Genomic DNA, 19,002 nt, shown 5'->3' with positions numbered 1-19,002 from the left:
CCTCGTCGTTGCCTCGTGCCCGCGGGCCACAGTACAGTGCGCGACCCGCGGCGGATCACTCCGGCGCGGCCGCCTCGCGCCAAAAGTCCAGCATGTGCGGTATGCCACCGGGCCCGTCCACCGCGCGCTGGGTGAGAAGAATCGCCACCGAACCGGTCGATGGCGTGAGGTAGGCGCTGGTTCCGGTGCCGCCGACCCAGCCGTAGCGGCCCGCGACCTGCCACGGCTGTGTCGGCTCGACGTCGACCGCGCCGCCGAACCCCCAGCCCTGGCCTTCGAGGAAGACCGGATTGGCCGTGATCTGTTCCGCGGTGAGGTGGTTGGTCGTCATCTGCCGGACGGATTCCTTCGACAGCAATCCGTCGCCGTCGGAAAGGAGCATTCGGGCAAAGCGGTGCCAATCGTCTGCCGTGCCGGCCAGCCCGCCGGATCCGGCCGGGAACGGCGGCACCTCGCGCCACTGGCCGTCCGGGGCGTCAGCCAGCTCCAGGCCGTTCTCGCCCTCGCGGTAGTAGCTGGCGAACCGGTGTCGTTTGGCGGCGGGGACCTCGAACGCGGTGTCGGTCATGCCGAGCGGCTCGAACACCCGCTCGGCGAGGAAATCCGGCAGCGACTGGCCGGACGCGCGGGCGATGAGGATGCCTTGCAGGTCAGCGCAGGTGTCGTACAGCCAGGCCTCGCCGGGCTGGTGCAGCAGCGGGATGCGGGCCAGCCGGGCGAGCCACTCGTCGGGCTCCGGGCGCAGCCGGACCTCGCGGCCGTCGGTCTGCACCGTGAACAGCTCCTGGACCTGCGGGAGGGAGAAGTCCGACGGGAAGCCGTATCCGGCGCGGAAGGTCAGCAGGTCGCGGACGGTGATCGGCTTTTCCGCGGGCACGACGTCGTCGACCGGGCTTCGCGGCGTCCGCACGACCATCGGGTCGGCCAGTTCGGGCAGCCATTCGGCGATGGGGGTGTCCAGGTCGAACCGGCCGTCCTCGATCAGCAGCAGTACCGCGGCCGCGGTGATCGGCTTGGTGATCGAGGCGAGGCGGAAGATGGAGTCGCGGGCCATTGGCGCGGTGCCCTCGGCGTCGAGGGATCCCAGCGAGGTCACCTGGACGTCGTCGCCGTGCGCGATCAGGGCTACCGCGCCCGGGACGAACCCGGACTCGACGTGGCGGCGCAGGGTTTCGTGCGGCATCGGTTCGTTGTCCCTTCGCGGGCGGATGTTCCGCGGGGTGGTCGTTGCCGGGGTTTCCCGCCGGACATCCGCCCGGCGCGGATCACTCTAACGGCGCAACGCGGTGGTCGGGTCCGATTCGGAGTACCTGCCCGGCCCAGTTTTCGCGCAGCCGCCGGTCGTGCGTGGCGGCGACGATCGCGCCCGGACTGGTGCCGAGGGCGTCCTCCAGTTCGTCGCACAGCGTGGGGGAGAGGTGGTTGGTCGGTTCGTCGAGCAGCAGCAGGTGCGGCGGGTCGGCGATGAGGAGCGCGAGCGCGAGACGGCGGCGCTGGCCGACGGACAACTCGCCGACAGGCCGGGAAGCTTCGCGATTTGTCAGCAGCCCCAATGAGTTCAGCGGGACGGCTGCGACGCGTTCTGGACCCAGTGCGGCGAGGTAGGTGGCGCGGGCGGTGCGTTGCGGACGGGCGAAAGTGGTGTCCTGGCTCAGGATTCCGGTGCTTAGGCTGGGTTGTCGGGTTACGCCTGCTGCGGTGAGGTCTCCGGACAGGAGCAGCAGCAGCGTTGACTTTCCCGCACCGTTCGGGCCGGTGACCAGCAGCCGGGTGTCGGTCTGGATTTCCAGCCGGTCTAAGGAAAGTCGGTCGGTCAGGTGCACATTATCCAGCGTGACAAGGGTTTCTTGCGGGTTTTCGACGGCCAGCGCTCGCGGGCGGAACCGGAGCGGCGGCGGTGGCGCGGGAAGCTGGGCGCGTTCCCGCTCGTCCAGCCGTCGCGTGGTGGCCCGGGTCCGGCGGGAGATCTGGTTCTGCACCCGGCCGGACCTGCGGCCGAGCCCCATTTTCTCGTTGTCCGGTGCGAGACGGCCCGGCGCGACCCGATGCGCGGTGACGCCGAGCGAGTCGCGCAGTTCCTCCAATTCCTCCTGCTCTTCGAGGTACTGCCGTTCCCAGCGCTCGCGTTCGGCCCGTTTCCAGCCGAGGTATTCGGTGTAGGCGCCGCCGTGGCGCACCGGGCCGTCCGGGGCCGGGTCGAGGTCGAGGATGTCGGTGCACACCGCGTCGAGGAACGCTCGGTCGTGGCTCGCGAAAACGACGGTGCCGGGCAGTTCGCGCAGCTGCGCTTCGAGGAACGCGGCGGCTTCGGCGTCGAGGTGGTTGGTCGGTTCGTCGAGCAGCACCGCCGACGGACGGCGGACCAGCAGCCCGGTCAGGGCGAGCCGCCCGCGCTGGCCGCCGGAAAGGGAGCCGAGCGTGCGCCCCCGGTTGATCCCTTCTAGACCCAGCCCGGTGAGCACGATCTCCGCCCGCCGATCCGCGTCCCACGCCTCGTGTTGCTGCGCCTGGTCGAGCAATTCGGCGTACTTGGCCAGCAGCGCGGCATCTTCGGGCGCGTCGGCGAGCAGCGCGGCGACCCGGTCAAGCTCGGCCAGCGCTTCGCGGGCCGCGGCGAGGGCTTGATCGAGGACGTCCGCGACCGTCTCGGCCGGGTCGAACGGCATTTCCTGGTGCAGGAAGCCAAGATCCGGCGGCCGCACGACCTCGCCGCGATCCGGTGCGTCCACGCCCGCGAGCACTCTCAACAGCGTCGATTTCCCGGTGCCGTTCTCGCCGATCACCCCGATCCGGCGGCCAGGGGCGGCGGTGACCGACACTCCGTCGAGCACGCGCCGTTCCCCGAGCACCCGCACGATCTCGTGCGCGCGCAGGGCGGTCATTCCGTGATCCCGGCCGTTTCCCGGAGCTGCCCGTTTTCCAGTCGCAGCCAGCGGTCGACGCCGATCTCGGCCAGGAACCGCTCGTCGTGGCTGACCACCACGAACCCGCCCTGGTAGGCGTTGAGCGCGCTCTCCAGCTGGCCGGCGCTGACCAGGTCGAGGTTGTTCGTCGGCTCGTCGAGCAGCAGCAATTGCGGGGCAGGCTCGGCGAAGAGGACGCAAGCGAGCGTCGCGCGCAACCGTTCGCCGCCGGACAGCACCCCGACCGGCAAGTGCGCTCGTGCGCCACGAAACAGGAAGCGCGCCAACAGGTTCATCCGGTCCGCGGGCAGCATTTCCGGTGCCGCGTCGGCGAAATTCTCCGCTACGGTGCGTTCGGAATCCAGCAGATCGAGCCGCTGCGACAAATACGCGATCCGCCCGTCCGCCCGGCTGATCTCGCCCGCGTCCGGCGTGAGCGTGCCGTGCATCAGCCGCAGCAACGTCGACTTGCCCACGCCGTTCGGCCCGGTGAGCGCAATGCGTTCGGGACCCCGGATCGACAGCTCCGCGCCCTCGCCCGCGAACAGCCCGCGCACCCGGAGATGCTTGCCGGCAAACAACGTCCGCCCCGCCGGTACCGCTGTTTTGGGCAGCTCCAGGCTGATCTTCTGATCCTCCCGCAACGACCGCTCCGCCTGGTCAAGCTTGGCCTTCGCCGCACTGACCCGCGCCGCGTGCGTACCGTCCGCCTTCGCCGCGGACTCCTGCGCGTTGCGTTTCATCGTGCCCGCGAAGATCTTCGGCAGACCGGCGTTGGACAGATTGCGCTTCGCGTTGCTCGCCCGTTTGTCCGCGCGTTCCCGGGCTTGCTGCATTTCGCGCTTCTCGCGTTTGACCTCTTGTTCGGCGTTGCGGATATTCTTCTCCGCGACCTCCCGTTCGGCCTGCACGCTCTGCTCGTACTCGGTGAAATTTCCGCCGTAGAACCGGATTTCGTCCGCGCCGAGTTCGGCGACGCGATCCATCCGATCGAGCAGCGCGCGGTCGTGGCTGACCACGAGCAGGCAGCCGGACCAGTCGGAAAGCACTGAGTAGAGCTGCTGGCGGGCGGTGTGGTCGAGGTTGTTGGTGGGCTCGTCGAGCAGCAGGACGTCCGGGCTGCGCAGCAGCTGCGCGGCGAGCCCGAGGGAGACGACCTGGCCGCCGCTGAGCGTGCCGAGCAGCCGGTCGAGCGTGAGATCGCCCAGGCCGAGCCGATCGAGCTGCGCACGGGTGCGGTCCTCGATGTCCCAGTCCGCGCCGATGGTGGTGAAGTGCTCCTCGGCCGCGTCGCCCTCCTCGACGGCTGAGATTGCTTTGAGGATCGCGTCGATGCTGAGCACCTCGGCGACCGTGCGGTCCGCGGTGAGCGGCAGGTCCTGGGGGAGATACCCGAGCACCCCGTCGACGGTGACACTCCCCGCCGCGGGCTTGAGCTGCCCGGCGATGAGCTTCAGCAGAGTGGACTTCCCGGCCCCATTGGGCGCGACAAGCCCGGTGCGGCCTGCCGGGAAGGTGGCGGAGAGCTGGTCGAAGACGAGGGTGTCGTCGGGCCAGGAGAAGGAGATCCCGGACAGGACAATACGAAGATCGGACATGGTGCGGCCTCGCGGTGGATCGGCAGGGCGTGTTAGTCCCCGCTGGTGGTGGTGTGGACGACTTGGGTAGGGCCGTTCGCGACCTGCCGCCCGGCTGGTGCCTGGGCTTCATCCGATCGGCGCGTTCGCCGGTGATCGGATGCCTCGCAGCCCGTGGGTCCGGTGGCGTACGTTCGCCTGACCAGCACGGGAACCTCCACGCGCGGCTGGGGCCGCGCAGGGATCAGCGAGGGGCCGGTGCCGTGACGGCCCGTGCCCCGGGCTCACCCGGAGATGTCGTCTTCACCTGCCACGATAGGAATCCTCTGGATCGGGGCTGCTGTCCGTTGGCCAGGGTACCAGGAAGCGGAGGATGCGCATCCGGGTTCCACTGTGGACGGCGAGGGAGCAGAAGCAGGACAACTTCACTCCGGGGGCAGGCAGTCAGCTTGGCGAGGGCCAAAGGCTTCTCCACGGAGTGGTGCGCTGCGAGAACGCCAAGAGCGGAGATCGAAGCGTTGGCGCTCCCGAGACATCGGCGAAATCGCCATCGAACATCTCGACTCGCGAACCGCGAGTTTCCTCACTGAGTGCTTCTCCGGCGTAACGAGCGATATCGATCCGCTCCCATGCCTGGGCGAGCTTCAGTTGCGACCCCGGTCCGCTCGCCCTGCGTCTAACGTACCGGCAGCGGCGGTGCACATTGCCGTTACTGCCGCGGTCGCAGCTTCGATAGCTTCACTGAACCCTTCGAGGATTTCTGGCAAATAGCGGAGCGACCGGCTCCCCGCCAGCACGAGTGATGTGGCTTCCCTTGTGCTCTGCAGCGGAACCAGATTGTCGGGGACAGCCCGCCGAACCCGCTCGATTACGTACGGATCCACGTCCCCGGCCGTTTCCAGACAGGCGGCAGCGAGCAGCCGCAGCCTGCGGGCGTGCCTGGGCTCGCTGTCTGCCCGGTCCATAATCTCGTTGAGCAGCTTTGTCGCCTGGTGGTACTTCGCGTGTCCGCAGGCCATCACGACAATCTCGAGCCAAGTGTCTCGGTGGGCATTGGCGATCAGCCAGTCGATGGACCCGGCCTCGGTCGCTTCACTAGCGGCCAGGTATTCCTGGAACGTCCGGTGCACGAAGTCGATCCGGCCAGCCGCCGGGGCCTGCAGCACACCGCTCCGTTCCACCAGATGCTTCACCACTTCGTCCGCGCTGCGGTCGATGTGCGGTAGCGATTTCAGCCGGTATGCCAGGTGTTCCCGGACTTCGGCGATTGGCAGTTCGGCCTTGTTCCCCGGAACCAGTCGCCAAGCCAGATGCCCCAGCAGAACGTGCTTCTGCTGCTCCGTAAGCAGAACCGGGATGTCGCGCTCGGTGTCGCGCGCGTGCACGAGCATCGACAAAGCGTGACGATACAAGGTCATCCGGTCTCGCGGAAGCTCCGAACGATTCGAGAGGTTCAACGAGCACAACATCGCGCACAGCAACGGATTCGCCGCGAGCGAGCGCAGATGAGGAGCGTTGTCGAGTTGGCCCAGCAACCTGCGCTGCGCGCCGGAGAGATCGGCATTCGGACGGACGTGCGCGGCGGCTTGGTGCCAGCGTTCCACTAGCACGCGGATGTCGGTCGCGGTCATCGGTTCCAGCACGACCGAGTCGAAGCGCTTTGATTTCAGCCAGCGCTGATCGACGGCCGCGGTGCGGGAGGTGACCACGATCCGCGCCGAGGGATAGCTCGAACCGAGTTCGCCCAGCCAGGTCTTGACCTCCCGCCGACGGGCGGGTTGCACCTCGTCCACCCCGTCGACGAGGACGATCGCCTTCCCGGTGCGGAGCACCTCGTCGGCCCAGCCGGGAGGGACCCGGTCGCGCAGCGTCGGCATCGCCAGTGCGACGAAGCCGTCCGGTGCCGGTAGTGGGCCGTCGGGCAGGCTGCGCAGGCGGACCGGGAACGGGACGAAACCGTTCCACTCGGCCAGCCGTCCGGTGAACGTGCCGCGGGCGGCGGTGACGGCCAGCCAGTCCAGCAGGGTCGTCTTTCCTGAACCGGCCTCGCCTCGGACCAAGGTTCTGCCCGAGCGGTGGATCGCCTTCTCTGCCCGGACGGTGCCGCCGAACTGCTGGCCGAACCAGTCCGGTTGGCGGGGTTCTCGCCGACGCGGGGTTTCGCCGGATACTTTCATGCACAGGTACGCGACCGTCAACGGAAGTGTCGGCTGGTCCTCCATCGTCAGCCCGAGCAGTTCGAGGTGGTCCAGCTTGGCCGCCAGCATCCGCAGGTACTCGTCGCGGAACGGGGCGTGGCCGATGCCCGCCTTGGCCAGGCTCGTCTTCGGGAGCCGGGCCATCATCTCCTCCAGCTGATTGGACTGCTGATTCTGCCGCTTCAGCACCTCCACCAGCTCCGTCGGCGGGAAGGACGGCAAATGCCGCACGATCAGGACCAGATGACGGCACGACTGATCCAAAGCCACGTCATACAGCGCCGCCCCCGCAGCCGACAGGAACTCGCTGGCCGGGCACTGAACGCGCACCCGCCGGGCCAGCTGCTCCTCGTCGGCGTCGTCGGCGAGGAGGGACCTGTCGGAGAGGTCTACCTGGTCCAGCGCGTCTTCGACGGCGGCGAACACAACACCGGACTCGGCCTCCGGCAACGCGGCATATTCGTTCCGCAGCACCGGTTCCAGCTCAGTCGCCACCTGGGTTCCGATGGTCTGCAGCAGCCGATCCAGGTTCGCCTGTCCGAGCGGCCCGGCACCGGCAGCGAGTTCGACCAGGCTCAGTCCGCGGGTCTTCCGGTCCTTCCATCGCTGCAACCACGACTTAGCCGCGTGTGTCGCGATTTTCCCGCCGATCTTGACCGCACCCGCTTCCAGCCCGCTCATGACGCACCACCGTAGCGAGTCAAAGGCGCACAGTGGAGCGGTTCAGAACGTCTGGCCCAGCCGTTCCAGCAACGGTGCTGCCTCCTTCAGCACCGCCAGCTCCTCCGGCGAAAAGCCCGAGCTGAGCGAAGCCGCGAACTGGCGCATCCGGGCGTCGCGGCGGGCGCGCAGCACCTCGCTGCCCTCGGGGGTCAGCGAGACGATCATCTGGCGTCCGTCGGCGGGGTCGGCGTCGCGGGTGACGAAACCGCGCGTGGCCAGGCCGCTGATGGTCGTGCTCATGGCCTGCGGGGTGATTTGCTCGGCGCGGGCCAGCGCGGCGGTGGTGGCCGGGCCGTCGCGGTCCAGGCGGGACAGCGCGGAGCGTTCCGGCAGGGACAGTTCGGCCGCGACCTGGCTTTGGCGCAGCCTGCGGGCGATCAGGCTGACCGCGCCGTACAGCGTCGCGGCCAGTTCGTCGGGGGCGGACATGGGAAGAGGCTAGAGCAGGTACTCCGTGACAGCCGTGAGGTCGCCCGCGTCCGAGATCAGGCCGACGTAGCCGTCGGGGCGGAGCAGGACCAGGGTGCGGTCGGTCGGGGAGTACGCGCGGGCCAGGTGTCCGGAGGAATCGGCGACCTCGTCCTCGGCGGCGGCCTCGGGAACGACATGGAAGGTGCGGACAGCGGACTCGAAGCGGGGGCCGAAGTTCAGCAGGGTGAACTGGCCGCCGCGGGTGAGGTCGAACAGGCGGCATTTGCCGGTCGTGGTGGTGAGGCCGGGGGCGTCGGGAGCGCGGTCGCCCGCGCGGAGCTGCGCGGAATCGGCACGGTCGTCGCGGGCCAGGACGGAACCGCGGTAGTTGACGTTGAGCTGGGTCGTGTCCCGGTCGCTGCGGATGGGGATGCTCTTCTGTTTGGCGGCCTCGGCCAGCCGCGCGGTCGACAGCTGCAGCACGCCGATGGCGATCGGGCGGCGTTCGGACTCGTAGGTGTCCAGCAGCCCCGGCACCCCGGTGGCGAGTTTCCAGCCCAGGTTGTGCGCGTCCTGGATGCCGGTGTTCATGCCCTGGCCGCCGGCGGGGGAGTGCACGTGCGCGGCGTCGCCGGCGAGGAAGACGCGGCCCTCGCGGTAACGGTCGGCCAAGCGGGTGTTGGAGCGCCACACGGACGTCCATTCCGGGGTGTGCAGGCGGATGTCGGTGCGGCCGCTTCGCCGGTCGAAGATCGTTTGCAGGGTGGAGAGGTCGAGGTCGGATTCGCCGAGGATGGGCGCTTGGTACTGGAACAGGTTGGTGGACGGCAGCGGGCAGAGGCTGACGAAACCCTCCTCGCAGCGCCACATGTGCCAGGCGTCGCGGTCGAGGCCGTCGACGGCCAGGTCGGCGACGATCATCCGGATCCGCTCGTCCGTCTCGCCTTCGAACGCGATCCCGGCTTGTTTGCGGACGACGCCGCGGCCGCCGTCGCAGCCGATCAGCCACTCCGCGCGGACGGTTTCGGTCCGGTCGCCGGTGCGCAGCACTGCCGTCACGGCGTCGGCGGATTGGTCGAAACTCTCGAGTGCGGTGCCGAATTCGACCGTTCCGCCGAGTTCGGCCAGCCGCAGGCCGAGGGTTTCTTCGACCCGCCATTGCGGCGTGATGACCGTTGCGGGGTAAGGAACATCGGGTCGTTCCTCGTAGGTCGGGCCGCCGCTCGTCTGGCCGTCGGGGCTGGTCAGGCGGATCGGCATCGCGGCCTGGCCGTTGGCGAGAATACGGTCGATGACGCCCAGGTCGTCGAACACCTCGAGGCTGCGCGGCTGCAGACCCTTGCCGCGCGACCCCGGGCGAAGGCCGGGTGACGCTTCGATCAGCCGGAACGCGACGCCGCGCCGGGCGAGTTCGCAGGCCAGCGTGAGCCCGGTCGGGCCCGCTCCGGCGATCAGGACCGGCAATTCCGGCGTGGACAGGTTTGCTTGCGACATTTCCAACCCCCTGGCTCCGAAGAACTCCTGGCCGCCAGAGTAGGGAAACTTGCTAAGAAAGGCAAACCTTTCTATTGTGGGTTGAGTGGCCCCTGAAACCGTGCGTCGCCGCCGCGGCGAGCAGCTGGAATCCGCGTTGCTGGCCGCCGGATGGGACGAACTGGTCGAAGCCGGGTACGCGCGGCTGACCATGGAATCGGTCGCCGTCCGCGCCCGCACGAGCGAGGCCGTGCTCTATCGGCGATGGGCCAACAAGGACGAACTCGTGCTGGCCGCGATGCGGCGGCACCGCGACGTCAACCCGATCGCCGCCCCGGACACCGGAAGCTTGCGCGGCGATCTGCTCGCGTACTTGACCGCGACGAGCGAGGCGCTGGCCGGATTCCTCGCCATCGCCGCCGCAGCGGCTTTCTCCGGGCTGTCGTTCGGCGACGGCGCCACCCCTGGCGAAGTCCGCGACCAGATCATCGGCGACCGGCTGCTCCCGCGAGGGGCGATCTACCAGCGCGCGCAGGACCGGGGCGAGATCGACCTGGCGCACCTCTCCGTCGCGGTGCTCGAACTGCCGTTCCAGCTGGTGCGCCACGACTTGCTGCTGGACCTCGCGCCGCCCCGGCCCGCACGGATCCGGTCGATCGTCGACGAGGTTTTCCTTCCGCTCGTCCAGTCACAAGTTAAGGACTTAACTCCAAGCCAAGAAAGGCAGCTGGAACCGATGCCAGGCGACCTCTTCCGGTCGATTCGCCAGGCACAGCGCAAGCGGATCGAGGAATGGAGCCGAACGCGCGACCTCACCTTCGAGCAGGCCATGGTGCTCGGCTACCTGGAGCGGCAGCCTGGCGTCATCCAGCGAGACGTCGCGGAGATGAGTTACACGACGCCCGCGAATGTCTCCCTGCTGCTGAAGGGGCTCGAGCGCCGCGGTCTGGTCGAGCGACGCACGGAGGGCGGGCGGAAACGAGTCTCCGCCACCCCGGCCGGGCTCGGCCTGGTCGCGGGGCTCGACGCGGTGCTGGCCGAGGCGGACGAGATGGTCTTCGCTTCGCTCGAACCGGACGAGCGGGCCGGGCTGGAAGCGTTGGTGGCCAAGATCAACGCGCATCTGCCGGGAGCTGTCGAGGGTTCTTGAGCGGCGGCGGGTTCTAGTTGGAATTGCCGCTCAGGAGATCCGGGGCGGCTGGCCTCGTTCGGTGCTGGCTCGCGCGGCGGCGGGTTCTGGCTGGAATTGCCGCTCGGGAGACCCGGAGCGGCTGGCCTCCTTCGGTACCGGCTCGCGCGCCGTCGGCTCGCCGGGGTCCTTCTCCGCAGGTGCCGCCCAGCCTGTCTTGCGCACGGAACGTGCTCCAGCGCCGAGCTTCAGCGAGACGCCCCGCCTCACCGCCGAAGCCGTCGCAACCTCTGCAACCCCAGCACCGCCAGCACTGGCTTCACCGCCAGCAACTCCCCGAACCGGTAATCCGCCGCGGGCACCAGCCGCTCCGCCAAATCCGGCCGCTGCTTCCGCAGGTAGTGGCGTGCTTTCTCCGCGTGCAAGGAATTCGAGACGATCTTGATCCGGTCCGCGTCCTCGATCAACGGCACCGCGCCGACCACGTTCTCCCACGTCGACCGGCTCTCGGTTTCGAGGACGAGCGAACCGCGGTAGCCGTACTCCCGCGCATACCGCGCCAGCAGCACGGCCTCCGCCTCCGCACCGCCGACGGCGCCGCCGCACAGCACCAGGCGCGAACGTCCGGGCGCCTGGGAACGTACCGCCGCCCGGACTCGCCAGCGGTTCACGAAATTGGCCCGCGACCCGCCGTTCCGGTACCCGAGCACGACGACCGCCTCGCCGGTCCCCGCCGTCCCGGGGCGGTCGCCCATTCCGCGACGCGAGGATCGCCAGTGTTCCCATTCGGCCCAGCCGAACACCAGGACGAAAAGCATCAGAAGACGTCGCGGCATTCACCCGATCTTACCATTGTCCACAAAGGACAGAGAGGGTCGGGAAAGACGCACGTCTGGAACTTGTCGATCCGCGAAGGTACTGTCACACGAACCGCTACGTCGCCGTCCGGTAGTCGGGAGGAGCAGTGTCGCTCGGAGGGATACCGTCGCAGGGCTCCGCCGTCCTGCGGCCGCCGATCGCCGATTCGTGGCGCCGGTCCCGGCTGTTCGGCGTGGAGCCGGAGCTGGACCGGGCCGCGATTTCGATCGCCGAGGTCGATCCGCGCAGCCGGCTGATGACCGCCGCCCGCCCGGTGCTGGACCAGCTCGTCGAACAGCTCACCGGCACCCGGTTCTCCATCCTGCTCGCCGACCGCGACTGCCGCCTCGTCTTCCGCTGGTTCGGCGACCGCGGCCTGCAACGCCAGCTGGAAGACCTCGGCGTGCTGCACGGTTCGCAGCTCAGCGAGGGCCGCGTCGGCACGAACGCGCTCGGCACGCCGCACGAATCGCGCCAGGCGGTGGAAATCCACGGCCAGGAGCACTACGCCGACGCGTTGAAGCGGTTCAGCTGTTACGGCCATCCGATCCGCCATCCGCTCACCGGACGCATCGAAGGCGTCCTCGACATCACCGGCGAGAGCGACAGCGGCAACCCGCTCTTCGGCCCGCTGGTGAAACGCGTCGTCGGCGACATCGAGCAGCTCGTGCTGGAGAGCGCCCGCGCCTGCGAGCGTCGGTTGTTCCTCGCGTTCCAGCAGGCGACGCACCACCGCAGCGTGCCGGTCGCGGTGCTCGGCGGGGACCTGGTGTTCGCCAACGAAACCTGCATCGAACAGCTTCGTCCCGCCGATCCGACCCTGCTGCGCACGTTGCTGCCGCAAGTGCCGGAACGCGGAGTATTCGACACTCGCCTCGATGTGGGTGACGGAATCAGTCTTTCGGTCGTAGCCGAACGCGTCGAGGGTTCGACGGACGGCGCCGTCTTCCGCATCGCGAAGGCACCGAGCAGCAGCCGAAAACCGGCTCCGGCAGCGACAAAACCCGCGCGCTCGGTCCTCGTCACGGGCGAACCGGGCACCGGCCGCACCACCGCGGCCCGCGCGCGGGCCGGTGTCGACGACCCGGTCGTCCTGCATGCCGCCGCCGCTCTCCGCGAGGAACCCCGGGCCTGGGCAACAAGATTCACTGACCTCGTCGCGCAGCCGCACACCGCCGTTGTCCTGGACGACGTCCACCTGCTTCCGGAGAGCCTGCTCCCGTTGGTCGGCGAGGCGCTCGACAACTCCGAATCGGCCCGGTTGCTGCTCACTTCCGTCCCGTCGGACGCGATGTCCCCAGCCGTCGCGGCGATCGCGGCGAGATGCGCGGAAACCGTCACCCTCGCCCCGCTGCGCGAGCGCCTCGACGACCGGCCCGCGATCGCCGTCACGATGCTCCGCGACGAATATCCGGATCGGAAACCGCACTTCACCGGCACCGCGCTCGCCGCGCTGCGCACGCATCCGTGGCCGGGCAACCTGCACGAACTCCGCGCGGTGATGCGCGAAGTGTCCCGCCTCCCGTACACGGGGGTGATCGACCTCGCGCAGCTGCCGCCCGCGTGCCGCGGCAGTTCGCGCACGAGGCAGCTCGGCGGGCGCGAACTCGCCGAACGGAACGCGATCGTCACGGCGTTGCGCGCCAGCGAGGGCAACAAGCTGCGCGCGGCCCGCGAACTCGGCATCAGCCGCACCACGCTGTATCGCCGCATGCAGGCGCTGGGCGTGACCGACGACTGTCCACTTCTGTAACACTTCGCCCCCGGTCCGCCGGGTGACGATGACCTCCGTCACAACGAAGTGAGGAGGCGTCAGGTGACCGCAACGGTGGAATTCCCCCTGCACACCCAGGTCCGGGAGTTTGTTTCCGGCCCGCTGGAGCTCTTGATCGGCGGGCGCTGGGTCCCGGCCGCGTCGGGCCGGACGTTCCCGACCTACGATCCGGCCACCGGGGAGAAGATCGCTGAGGTCGCGCACGGCGAGGCCGAGGACGTCAACCGCGCCGTCGCCGCCGCGCGCAAGGCGTTCGACGCGGGTCCGTGGGCCGCGATGAAGCCGAACGAACGCGAACGGCTGATCTGGCGCATCGGCGATCTGCTGTCCGAGCGGGCGGAGATCTTCGGCCAGCTGGAAGCGCTCGACAACGGCAAGTCCGCGGCCATCGCGACGGCCGTGGACACGAACTGGGCCGCCGACGTCTTCCGCTACTACGCGGGCTGGGCGACCAAGATCGAAGGCAGCACGGTGAATGTGTCGATGCCGTTCGCGCCGGACGCGCAGTTCCACGCCTACACGCTGCGCGAGCCGGTCGGCGTGTGCGGGCAGATCATCCCGTGGAATTTCCCGCTGCTGATGGCCGCGTGGAAGATCGCGCCGGCGCTCGCCGCGGGCAACACTGTGGTGCTCAAGCCCGCCGAACAGACGCCGCTGACCGCGCTGCTGCTGGGCAAGCTGTTCGAGGAAGCCGGATTCCCGCCCGGCGTGGTCAACATCGTCACCGGCTTCGGCGACGCCGGGGCCGCGCTGGCCGCACACGACGGCGTCGACAAGGTCGCTTTCACCGGCTCGACCGAGGTGGGCAAGAAGATCGTCCAGGCGGCGAGCGGAAACCTGAAGAAGGTTTCGCTGGAGCTGGGCGGAAAGAGCCCGAACGTGGTGTTCGCCGACGCCGATCTCGACCTCGCGGTACCGGGTTCGGTCAACGCGTGGATGTTCAACCACGGCCAGTGCTGCGTCGCCGGAACGCGGCTGTACGTGGAGGACACGATCTTCGAGGAGTTCACCCAGGCGGTCGCGCAGGCGGCGAGCCAGGTGAAGATCGGGCCGGGCCTCGACCCGGAAACCCAGCTGGGCCCGATGGTTTCCCAAGAGCAGTTCGACCGCGTCTCGCGCTATCTCGGCGAGGGCCTCGCCGACGGCGCCCGTGCGCTCACCGGCGGAAAACGCTGGGGCGACACCGGATACTTCATCGAGCCGACCGTTTTCGTTGACGTGAAACCGGAATTCAGCATCGTCCGGGAAGAAATCTTCGGCCCGGTCGTGGCGGCCATGCCGTTCAACGCCGAACAGGGCGTGGCCGCCGCGGCCAACAACAGCGAGTACGGACTGGCCGCCGGGGTCTGGACACGCGACGTCGCGAAGGCGCACCGTACTGCGAAGGAACTGAAGGCAGGCTCGGTGTGGGTCAACCAGTACAACGGCTTCGACACGGCGATGCCGTTCGGCGGCTACAAGCAGTCCGGCTGGGGCCGGGAACTGGGCGCGGCCGCGCTCGACCTCTACACCCAGACCAAGTCCGTGAACATCGCGCTGTGATCCGCCCGCTCGAACAAAGGAGTTCCCGATGAAGACGAAAGCCGCGGTCGTCTACGAGGTGGGCAAGCCGATCGAGGTGGTCGAACTCGACCTCGAAGGCCCTGGCGAGGGCGAGGTGCTGATCCGGTACACGCACGCCGGCCTGTGCCATTCGGACGTGCACATCGCGCACGGCGACCTGGAGGCCCGGCTGCCGATGGTGCTCGGGCACGAGGGCGCGGGCATCATCGAGGACGTCGGCCCCGGCGTCACCCGCGTCAAGCCGGGCGACCACGTGGTGTGCTCGTTCATCCCGAACTGCGGCGTGTGCCGCTGGTGTTCCACCGGGCAGCAGGCGATCTGCGACATGGGCGCCACGATCCTCGAGGGCTACCTCCCCGGCGAGCGGTTCCCGTTCAGCGGCCCCGGCCCGGTCAAGCAGTACGGCGCGATGTGCATGCTCGGCACGTTCAGCCAGTACTCGACCATCCACCAGAACTCGGTCGTGAAGGTCGACGACGACCTGCCGCTGGACAAAGCGGTGCTGGTCGGCTGCGGCGTCCCGACCGGATGGGGTTCGGCGGTCAACGCGGCCAACGTACGCCCGGGCGAGACGGTGATCGTGTCCGGCGTCGGCGGCATCGGCATCAACGCGGTGCAGGGCGCGCGCTACGCGGGCGCGAAGAACGTGATCGCGCTGGACCCGCTGGAGAACAAGCGCGAAAAGGCCATGGAACTCGGCGCGACGCACGCGGTCGCGACGCCGGAGGAAGCGGCCGAGCTGGCGCAGTCGTTCACCAACGGCAACGGCGCGGACAAGACGATCGTGACCGCGGGCATCGTCACCGAGGAGATCGTGACCGGCGCGTTCAACGCCACCGGCAAGGGCGGCACGATCGTGCTGACCGGGCTGAACAAGCTGTCGGTCAACAACGTCAACCTCCCCGGCTCGGTCCTGACGCTGTTCAAGAAGACCGTGAAGGGCAGCCTGTTCGGCGACTGCAACCCGACCGTGGACATCCCGAAGATCCTCGGGCTGTACCAGAGCGGGGACCTGAAGCTGGACGAGATCATCACCCGCACGTACACCCTGGACGAGGTCAACCAGGGTTACGACGACCTGCTGGAGGGCCGGAACGTGCGCGGCGTGCTGGTCCACGACGCACCGTGACGGCAATGTCTGCGGACTGCGGGCCGGTTTCCGGCCCGCAGTCCGCGGTGCCCCTGTTGACCGCGGACGTAGTCGGCCGCCGCCGCGAAATCGAACTGCTCCTGGCCGGTCTCGACTGCGGTGCGCACGTCGTGTTGGAAGGCCCGCCCGGCACCGGAAAAACCACGCTCCTGCGCGCAGTCGCGGAAGCAGGCGGCTCACCGTTCGTATTCGTCGAAGGCAACGCCGAACTGACCCCCGCCCGTTTGGTCGGCCAGTTCGACCCTTCGCGAGTGCTGGCCGAAGGCTACGTGCCAGAGACCTTTGTGGACGGTCCCCTGATCGAAGCCCTGCGCACCGGCGGCCTGCTGTACGTCGAGGAAGTCAACCGAATCCCAGAGGAGACCCTCAACGTCCTGATCACGGTAATGTCCGAAGCCGAACTGCACGTGCCCCGCCTAGGCCGAGTACGCGCGGCAGACGGCTTCCGCTTAGTAGCCGCGATGAACCCCTTCGACGCAGTAGGCACCGCCCGCATCTCGTCGGCTATCTACGATCGCGTCTGCCGAATCGTCATGGGCTACCAAAGCCAAGACGAGGAAGCCGACATCGTCGCCCGCCGGAGCCCGCCGGTCCCCGCGGAATGGCGAGACCAAGTAGTAGATCTGGTACGCCGCACCCGCGACCACAGCGATGTCCGAGTCGGCTCCTCCGTACGCGGCGCCATCGACGTCGTACGCCTGGCAGTTTCATTGGCCCGAATCCGCGGCGCTTCCGCCACGGACTGGCGAATCGGCCACGACGCCGCACTGGCCGCCCTGTCCGGCCGGATCGCCTTGCACGAATCCAGCGGCCGCACCGCGGAATCAGTAATCGACGAACTGTACGTAGCAGTCTTCGGCACAGAAAACCCTCCGCCGGATTCAGAGGCCGGTGACCCGCCGGGGGAAGCCTGAGCCCGCCACAGGCGGGCCAACAGCAGCGGTCACCCCGTCCAGGCTCCGCGCGGAGCAGCACCACCCCGCGCTCCGAACTGTCCCGCAACGGCCGCTTCGCGGAAATCTCGCCCGAAGTCGGCGTACTGGACGAAGAAGCCTTCAGCGCCGCGTTCCGTGAGGACGCGGACGAGGCAATGGCCTTGCTGGTCGAGATGAGCAAAGCCACCGATGAATCCCTGCGCGCGGCCGCCCGAGGCCTCGCCGGCCGCCTGATGATCGACGTCGCACGCCGCGGCGTCGCCCGAGCCCGAGGAGTAGGAAAACTACGCCGAGACCGAGCCGACCGAGGCGGCGAACTAGACCTGGACCGCTCCCTGCCCGCACTGGTGGACGCGGCCGCGGTAGGCGGAGTCCCCGCCCTGGACGACCTGGTGGCCCGCCGATGGGCGAGACCCGAATTGGCCCTGTGCTTGGTAATCGACACCAGCGGCTCAATGACAGGAGCCCGCCTGGCAGCGGCCGCGCTCACCGCTGCCGCGTGTTCGTGGCGAGCACCGGCGGAACACGCAGTGGTTTCCTTCGCCCGAACCGCAGAGGTAATCCGCCCCCTGCGCTCTTCCCGCTCGAAGGCGTCGGTGGTGGATTCGGTTCTGTCGCTGCGCGGCCACGGAGTCACTGCTTTAGCGGCGGCTTTGCGCAAGGCGAATGAGCAACTGACTTCCTCGCGAGCCGCCAGGAAAACGATTCTCCTGCTCTCGGATTGCCGAGCAACAGATGACGAGGACCCGTTACCTGCCGCCCGCGCCTGCGAAGAATTATTGATCCTGGCGCCAGCCGAAGACTGCGAAGAAGCCGAACTCTTCGCCCGAGAAGCAGGTGCCCGCTGGCAGCCCTTGACCGGTGCCGCAGCCGCCCCCGCCGCACTAGCCGCCCTGCTAGACCGTCCGTGAGGGGAACCCTGAGAGGGCGTCTGAGAACTGGTGTCACTGGTCTGTGTTGCGGGTGAGTCGTCGGGACATGGTCATGATCATGGCGATGTAGATCATGGCTTCGTGGTGTTCGGGAAGTGTTTCGTAGTCGCGGACGCAGCGGCGGTGTTTGACGATCCAGCCGAATGTTCGTTCGACGACCCATCTGCGGGGCAGGAGGACGAATCCGGCGGTCTTGTCGGTGCGTTTGACGATCTCGACGGTGAGGGCGAGGACCTGTTTGGCCCAGGCGACCAGGCGCCCGGTGTAGCCGCCGTCGGCCCAGGCGCAGGCGACGGCGCCGAAGCGGGCGCGCAGCGCCGTCAGCAGCTGGTGGGCGCCGTCGCGGTCCTGGGTCGAGGCGGCGGTGACCACGACGGCGAGGAGCAGGCCGAGGGTGTCGGTGGCGATGTGCCGTTTGCGTCCCCTGGTTTTCTTGCCCGGGTCGTAGCCCGCGCTGGCGGCGGGCACGGTGTCGGCTCCGCGCACGGTCTGGGCGTCGATGATCGCGGCGGTGGGCATCGGGTCACGGCCGGCCCCGACCCGGGCCCGGTCGCGCAGGGCGTCATGAACCCGTTGCCACGCACCGGTTTTGGTCCAGCGGCGGAAGATGTCGTACACCGTCATCGCGGGCGGGAAATCACTGGGCATCTGACGCCAGGCGATCCCGCCACGGGCCAGATAGAAGATCGCGTCCAGGACGAGACGCCGCGGATGTTTCTCGGGCCGGCCGCCCTTGTCGGTGATGTTGCCCGGCGGTGGCAGCAGGGGCCCGACGAGCGCCCACTGGGCATCGGTCATCGACGAGGTCGGGTAAAACGGACACGGCGGCGATGACGTGGCACCCCGGTCACCGTGGGCCGGGCACGACAAGCACGGGCAAGTAGGCGACACTGACACACGAGCTCCTGGTAGGAACGGTTGGCGTAGGAACCACCAGTCCTACCGGGAGCTCACCCAACCTCAGGGCATCACCACGCCAACCACCCCATCCAGTTCTCAGACGCCCTCTGAGGGACTCTGATTCCCTGAGGGTTCCCCTCACGACCCACCCCGCCCCGCCCGCCGCTCGCCGAGATGCGCCCCAATGAGGTTTTCTCAGTAGCGTCCGTGGTGTTCGTGGTGGGTGAGGACGAGGGCTGCTTGGGTGATGTGGCCGATGCGTTTCGGGCAGAGGGTGACGTGTCGCAGGGCTGCCCAGCGGGTTTTGAGCATTGCGGCGGCGCGTTCGCCGAGGCAGCGCAGCCGGGTGTGGAGCAGGCTGAAGCTCTGCTGGTCGAGGGTGAGCGGCGGTCGGCCGGTGGTTTTCTTGACCGGGGTGAGGATGCCGGTGCCGGCGGCGTGGTAGGCCTTGTCGGCCAAGGTCTTCAGGCCCTGGG

The 19,002-nt window shown here is 68.7% G+C and carries 15 protein-coding genes; 6 read left to right on the top strand and 9 right to left on the bottom strand.

From position 1 onward, the window contains the following. Positions 1–55 precede the first annotated feature (55 nt). The 6 genes from ACFORO_RS38065 to ACFORO_RS38040 form a co-directional block, all read right to left on the bottom strand. Positions 56–1,183 (bottom strand): serine hydrolase domain-containing protein, encoded by a 1,128-nt coding sequence (locus ACFORO_RS38065; protein ID WP_377874552.1) that lies wholly within the window; start codon positions 1,181–1,183, stop codon positions 56–58. A gap of 82 nt (positions 1,184–1,265) precedes the next feature. Further along, a complete protein-coding gene (locus ACFORO_RS38060; protein WP_377874554.1) occupies positions 1,266–2,882 on the bottom strand; it encodes an ABC-F family ATP-binding cassette domain-containing protein in 1,617 nt (538 codons plus the stop codon). Continuing rightward, complete coding sequence (gene abc-f / locus ACFORO_RS38055; RefSeq protein WP_377874556.1) at positions 2,879–4,501, bottom strand: ribosomal protection-like ABC-F family protein; 1,623 nt, start codon at positions 4,499–4,501, stop codon at positions 2,879–2,881. The genes ACFORO_RS38060 and abc-f overlap by 4 nt, the downstream gene beginning before the upstream one ends. 623 nt (positions 4,502–5,124) lie before the next feature. Then, complete coding sequence (locus tag ACFORO_RS38050) at positions 5,125–7,359, bottom strand: NACHT domain-containing protein (RefSeq protein WP_377874558.1); 2,235 nt, start codon at positions 7,357–7,359, stop codon at positions 5,125–5,127. Between the two features lie 42 nt (positions 7,360–7,401). After that, positions 7,402–7,830: a MarR family winged helix-turn-helix transcriptional regulator gene (locus ACFORO_RS38045; protein WP_377874560.1), complete on the bottom strand. Its 429-nt coding sequence runs from the start codon at positions 7,828–7,830 to the stop codon at positions 7,402–7,404. Between the two features lie 9 nt (positions 7,831–7,839). Further along, entirely contained in the window at positions 7,840–9,306 is a 1,467-nt protein-coding gene (locus ACFORO_RS38040; protein ID WP_377874562.1) for an FAD-dependent oxidoreductase, read from the bottom strand. An 85-nt stretch (positions 9,307–9,391) separates the two neighbouring features. Here ACFORO_RS38040 and ACFORO_RS38035 point away from each other — a divergent pair, with 85 nt between their 5' ends. Then, positions 9,392–10,435 carry a TetR/AcrR family transcriptional regulator C-terminal ligand-binding domain-containing protein gene (locus ACFORO_RS38035; protein WP_377874564.1) on the top strand — a complete coding sequence of 348 codons (1,044 nt, stop codon included), beginning with the start codon at positions 9,392–9,394 and terminating at the stop codon, positions 10,433–10,435. 245 nt (positions 10,436–10,680) lie between these two features. Here the strand turns inward: ACFORO_RS38035 and ACFORO_RS38030 are convergent, their stop codons facing one another. Next, positions 10,681–11,250, bottom strand: coding sequence for a YdcF family protein (locus ACFORO_RS38030; RefSeq protein ID WP_377874566.1), 570 nt, complete (start codon positions 11,248–11,250; stop codon positions 10,681–10,683). Positions 11,251–11,378: 128 nt separating this feature from the next. Between ACFORO_RS38030 and ACFORO_RS38025 the strand changes: the two genes are divergently transcribed. The 5 genes from ACFORO_RS38025 to ACFORO_RS38005 all read left to right on the top strand — a co-directional run bounded on the left by ACFORO_RS38025 (position 11,379) and on the right by ACFORO_RS38005 (position 17,605). Continuing rightward, positions 11,379–13,025, top strand: coding sequence for a sigma-54-dependent Fis family transcriptional regulator (locus tag ACFORO_RS38025; RefSeq protein ID WP_377874568.1), 1,647 nt, complete (start codon positions 11,379–11,381; stop codon positions 13,023–13,025). A 63-nt stretch (positions 13,026–13,088) separates the two neighbouring features. Continuing rightward, a complete protein-coding gene (locus ACFORO_RS38020; RefSeq protein WP_354745112.1) occupies positions 13,089–14,588 on the top strand; it encodes an aldehyde dehydrogenase family protein in 1,500 nt (499 codons plus the stop codon). Between the two features lie 28 nt (positions 14,589–14,616). After that, a complete protein-coding gene (locus ACFORO_RS38015; protein WP_377874571.1) occupies positions 14,617–15,738 on the top strand; it encodes an NDMA-dependent alcohol dehydrogenase in 1,122 nt (373 codons plus the stop codon). Positions 15,739–15,743: 5 nt separating this feature from the next. Further along, positions 15,744–16,673, top strand: a complete 930-nt coding sequence (locus ACFORO_RS38010) for an AAA family ATPase (RefSeq protein WP_377874573.1) — start codon at positions 15,744–15,746, stop codon at positions 16,671–16,673. A gap of 176 nt (positions 16,674–16,849) precedes the next feature. Next, positions 16,850–17,605, top strand: coding sequence for a vWA domain-containing protein (locus ACFORO_RS38005; protein ID WP_377896736.1), 756 nt, complete (start codon positions 16,850–16,852; stop codon positions 17,603–17,605). A 33-nt stretch (positions 17,606–17,638) separates the two neighbouring features. Here ACFORO_RS38005 and ACFORO_RS38000 read toward each other — a convergent pair whose 3' ends face one another. Both ACFORO_RS38000 and ACFORO_RS37995 read right to left on the bottom strand, forming a co-directional pair. Then, the gene (locus tag ACFORO_RS38000; protein ID WP_377874575.1) at positions 17,639–18,424 is read right to left on the bottom strand and encodes an IS5 family transposase; all 786 of its coding nucleotides are present in this window, start codon (positions 18,422–18,424) and stop codon (positions 17,639–17,641) included. A 297-nt stretch (positions 18,425–18,721) separates the two neighbouring features. Continuing rightward, positions 18,722–19,002: transposase family protein (locus ACFORO_RS37995; RefSeq protein ID WP_377896630.1), on the bottom strand; the 281-nt coding region annotated here is incomplete at its 5' end.

Source organism: Amycolatopsis halotolerans (genome assembly GCF_042647905.1).
GTDB classification, from domain to species: domain Bacteria; phylum Actinomycetota; class Actinomycetes; order Mycobacteriales; family Pseudonocardiaceae; genus Amycolatopsis; species Amycolatopsis halotolerans.
This window is presented reverse-complemented; position numbering and strand designations above follow the sequence as displayed.

Excerpts from the sequence above, each read along its gene's own strand:
- abc-f (WP_377874556.1), bottom strand. The coding sequence starts at position 4,501 with ATGTCCGATCTTCGTATTGTCCTGTCCGGGATCTCCTTCTCCTGGCCC.
- ACFORO_RS38005 (WP_377896736.1), top strand. The coding sequence starts at position 16,850 with ATGGCCTTGCTGGTCGAGATGAGCAAAGCCACCGATGAATCCCTGCGC.
- ACFORO_RS38040 (WP_377874562.1), bottom strand. The coding sequence starts at position 9,306 with ATGTCGCAAGCAAACCTGTCCACGCCGGAATTGCCGGTCCTGATCGCC.
- ACFORO_RS38060 (WP_377874554.1), bottom strand. The coding sequence starts at position 2,882 with ATGACCGCCCTGCGCGCGCACGAGATCGTGCGGGTGCTCGGGGAACGG.
- ACFORO_RS38000 (WP_377874575.1), bottom strand. The coding sequence starts at position 18,424 with ATGACCGATGCCCAGTGGGCGCTCGTCGGGCCCCTGCTGCCACCGCCG.
- ACFORO_RS38045 (WP_377874560.1), bottom strand. The coding sequence starts at position 7,830 with ATGTCCGCCCCCGACGAACTGGCCGCGACGCTGTACGGCGCGGTCAGC.
- ACFORO_RS38030 (WP_377874566.1), bottom strand. The coding sequence starts at position 11,250 with ATGCCGCGACGTCTTCTGATGCTTTTCGTCCTGGTGTTCGGCTGGGCC.
- ACFORO_RS38065 (WP_377874552.1), bottom strand. The coding sequence starts at position 1,183 with ATGCCGCACGAAACCCTGCGCCGCCACGTCGAGTCCGGGTTCGTCCCG.
- ACFORO_RS38050 (WP_377874558.1), bottom strand. The coding sequence starts at position 7,359 with ATGAGCGGGCTGGAAGCGGGTGCGGTCAAGATCGGCGGGAAAATCGCG.
- ACFORO_RS38015 (WP_377874571.1), top strand. The coding sequence starts at position 14,617 with ATGAAGACGAAAGCCGCGGTCGTCTACGAGGTGGGCAAGCCGATCGAG.
- ACFORO_RS38010 (WP_377874573.1), top strand. The coding sequence starts at position 15,744 with ATGTCTGCGGACTGCGGGCCGGTTTCCGGCCCGCAGTCCGCGGTGCCC.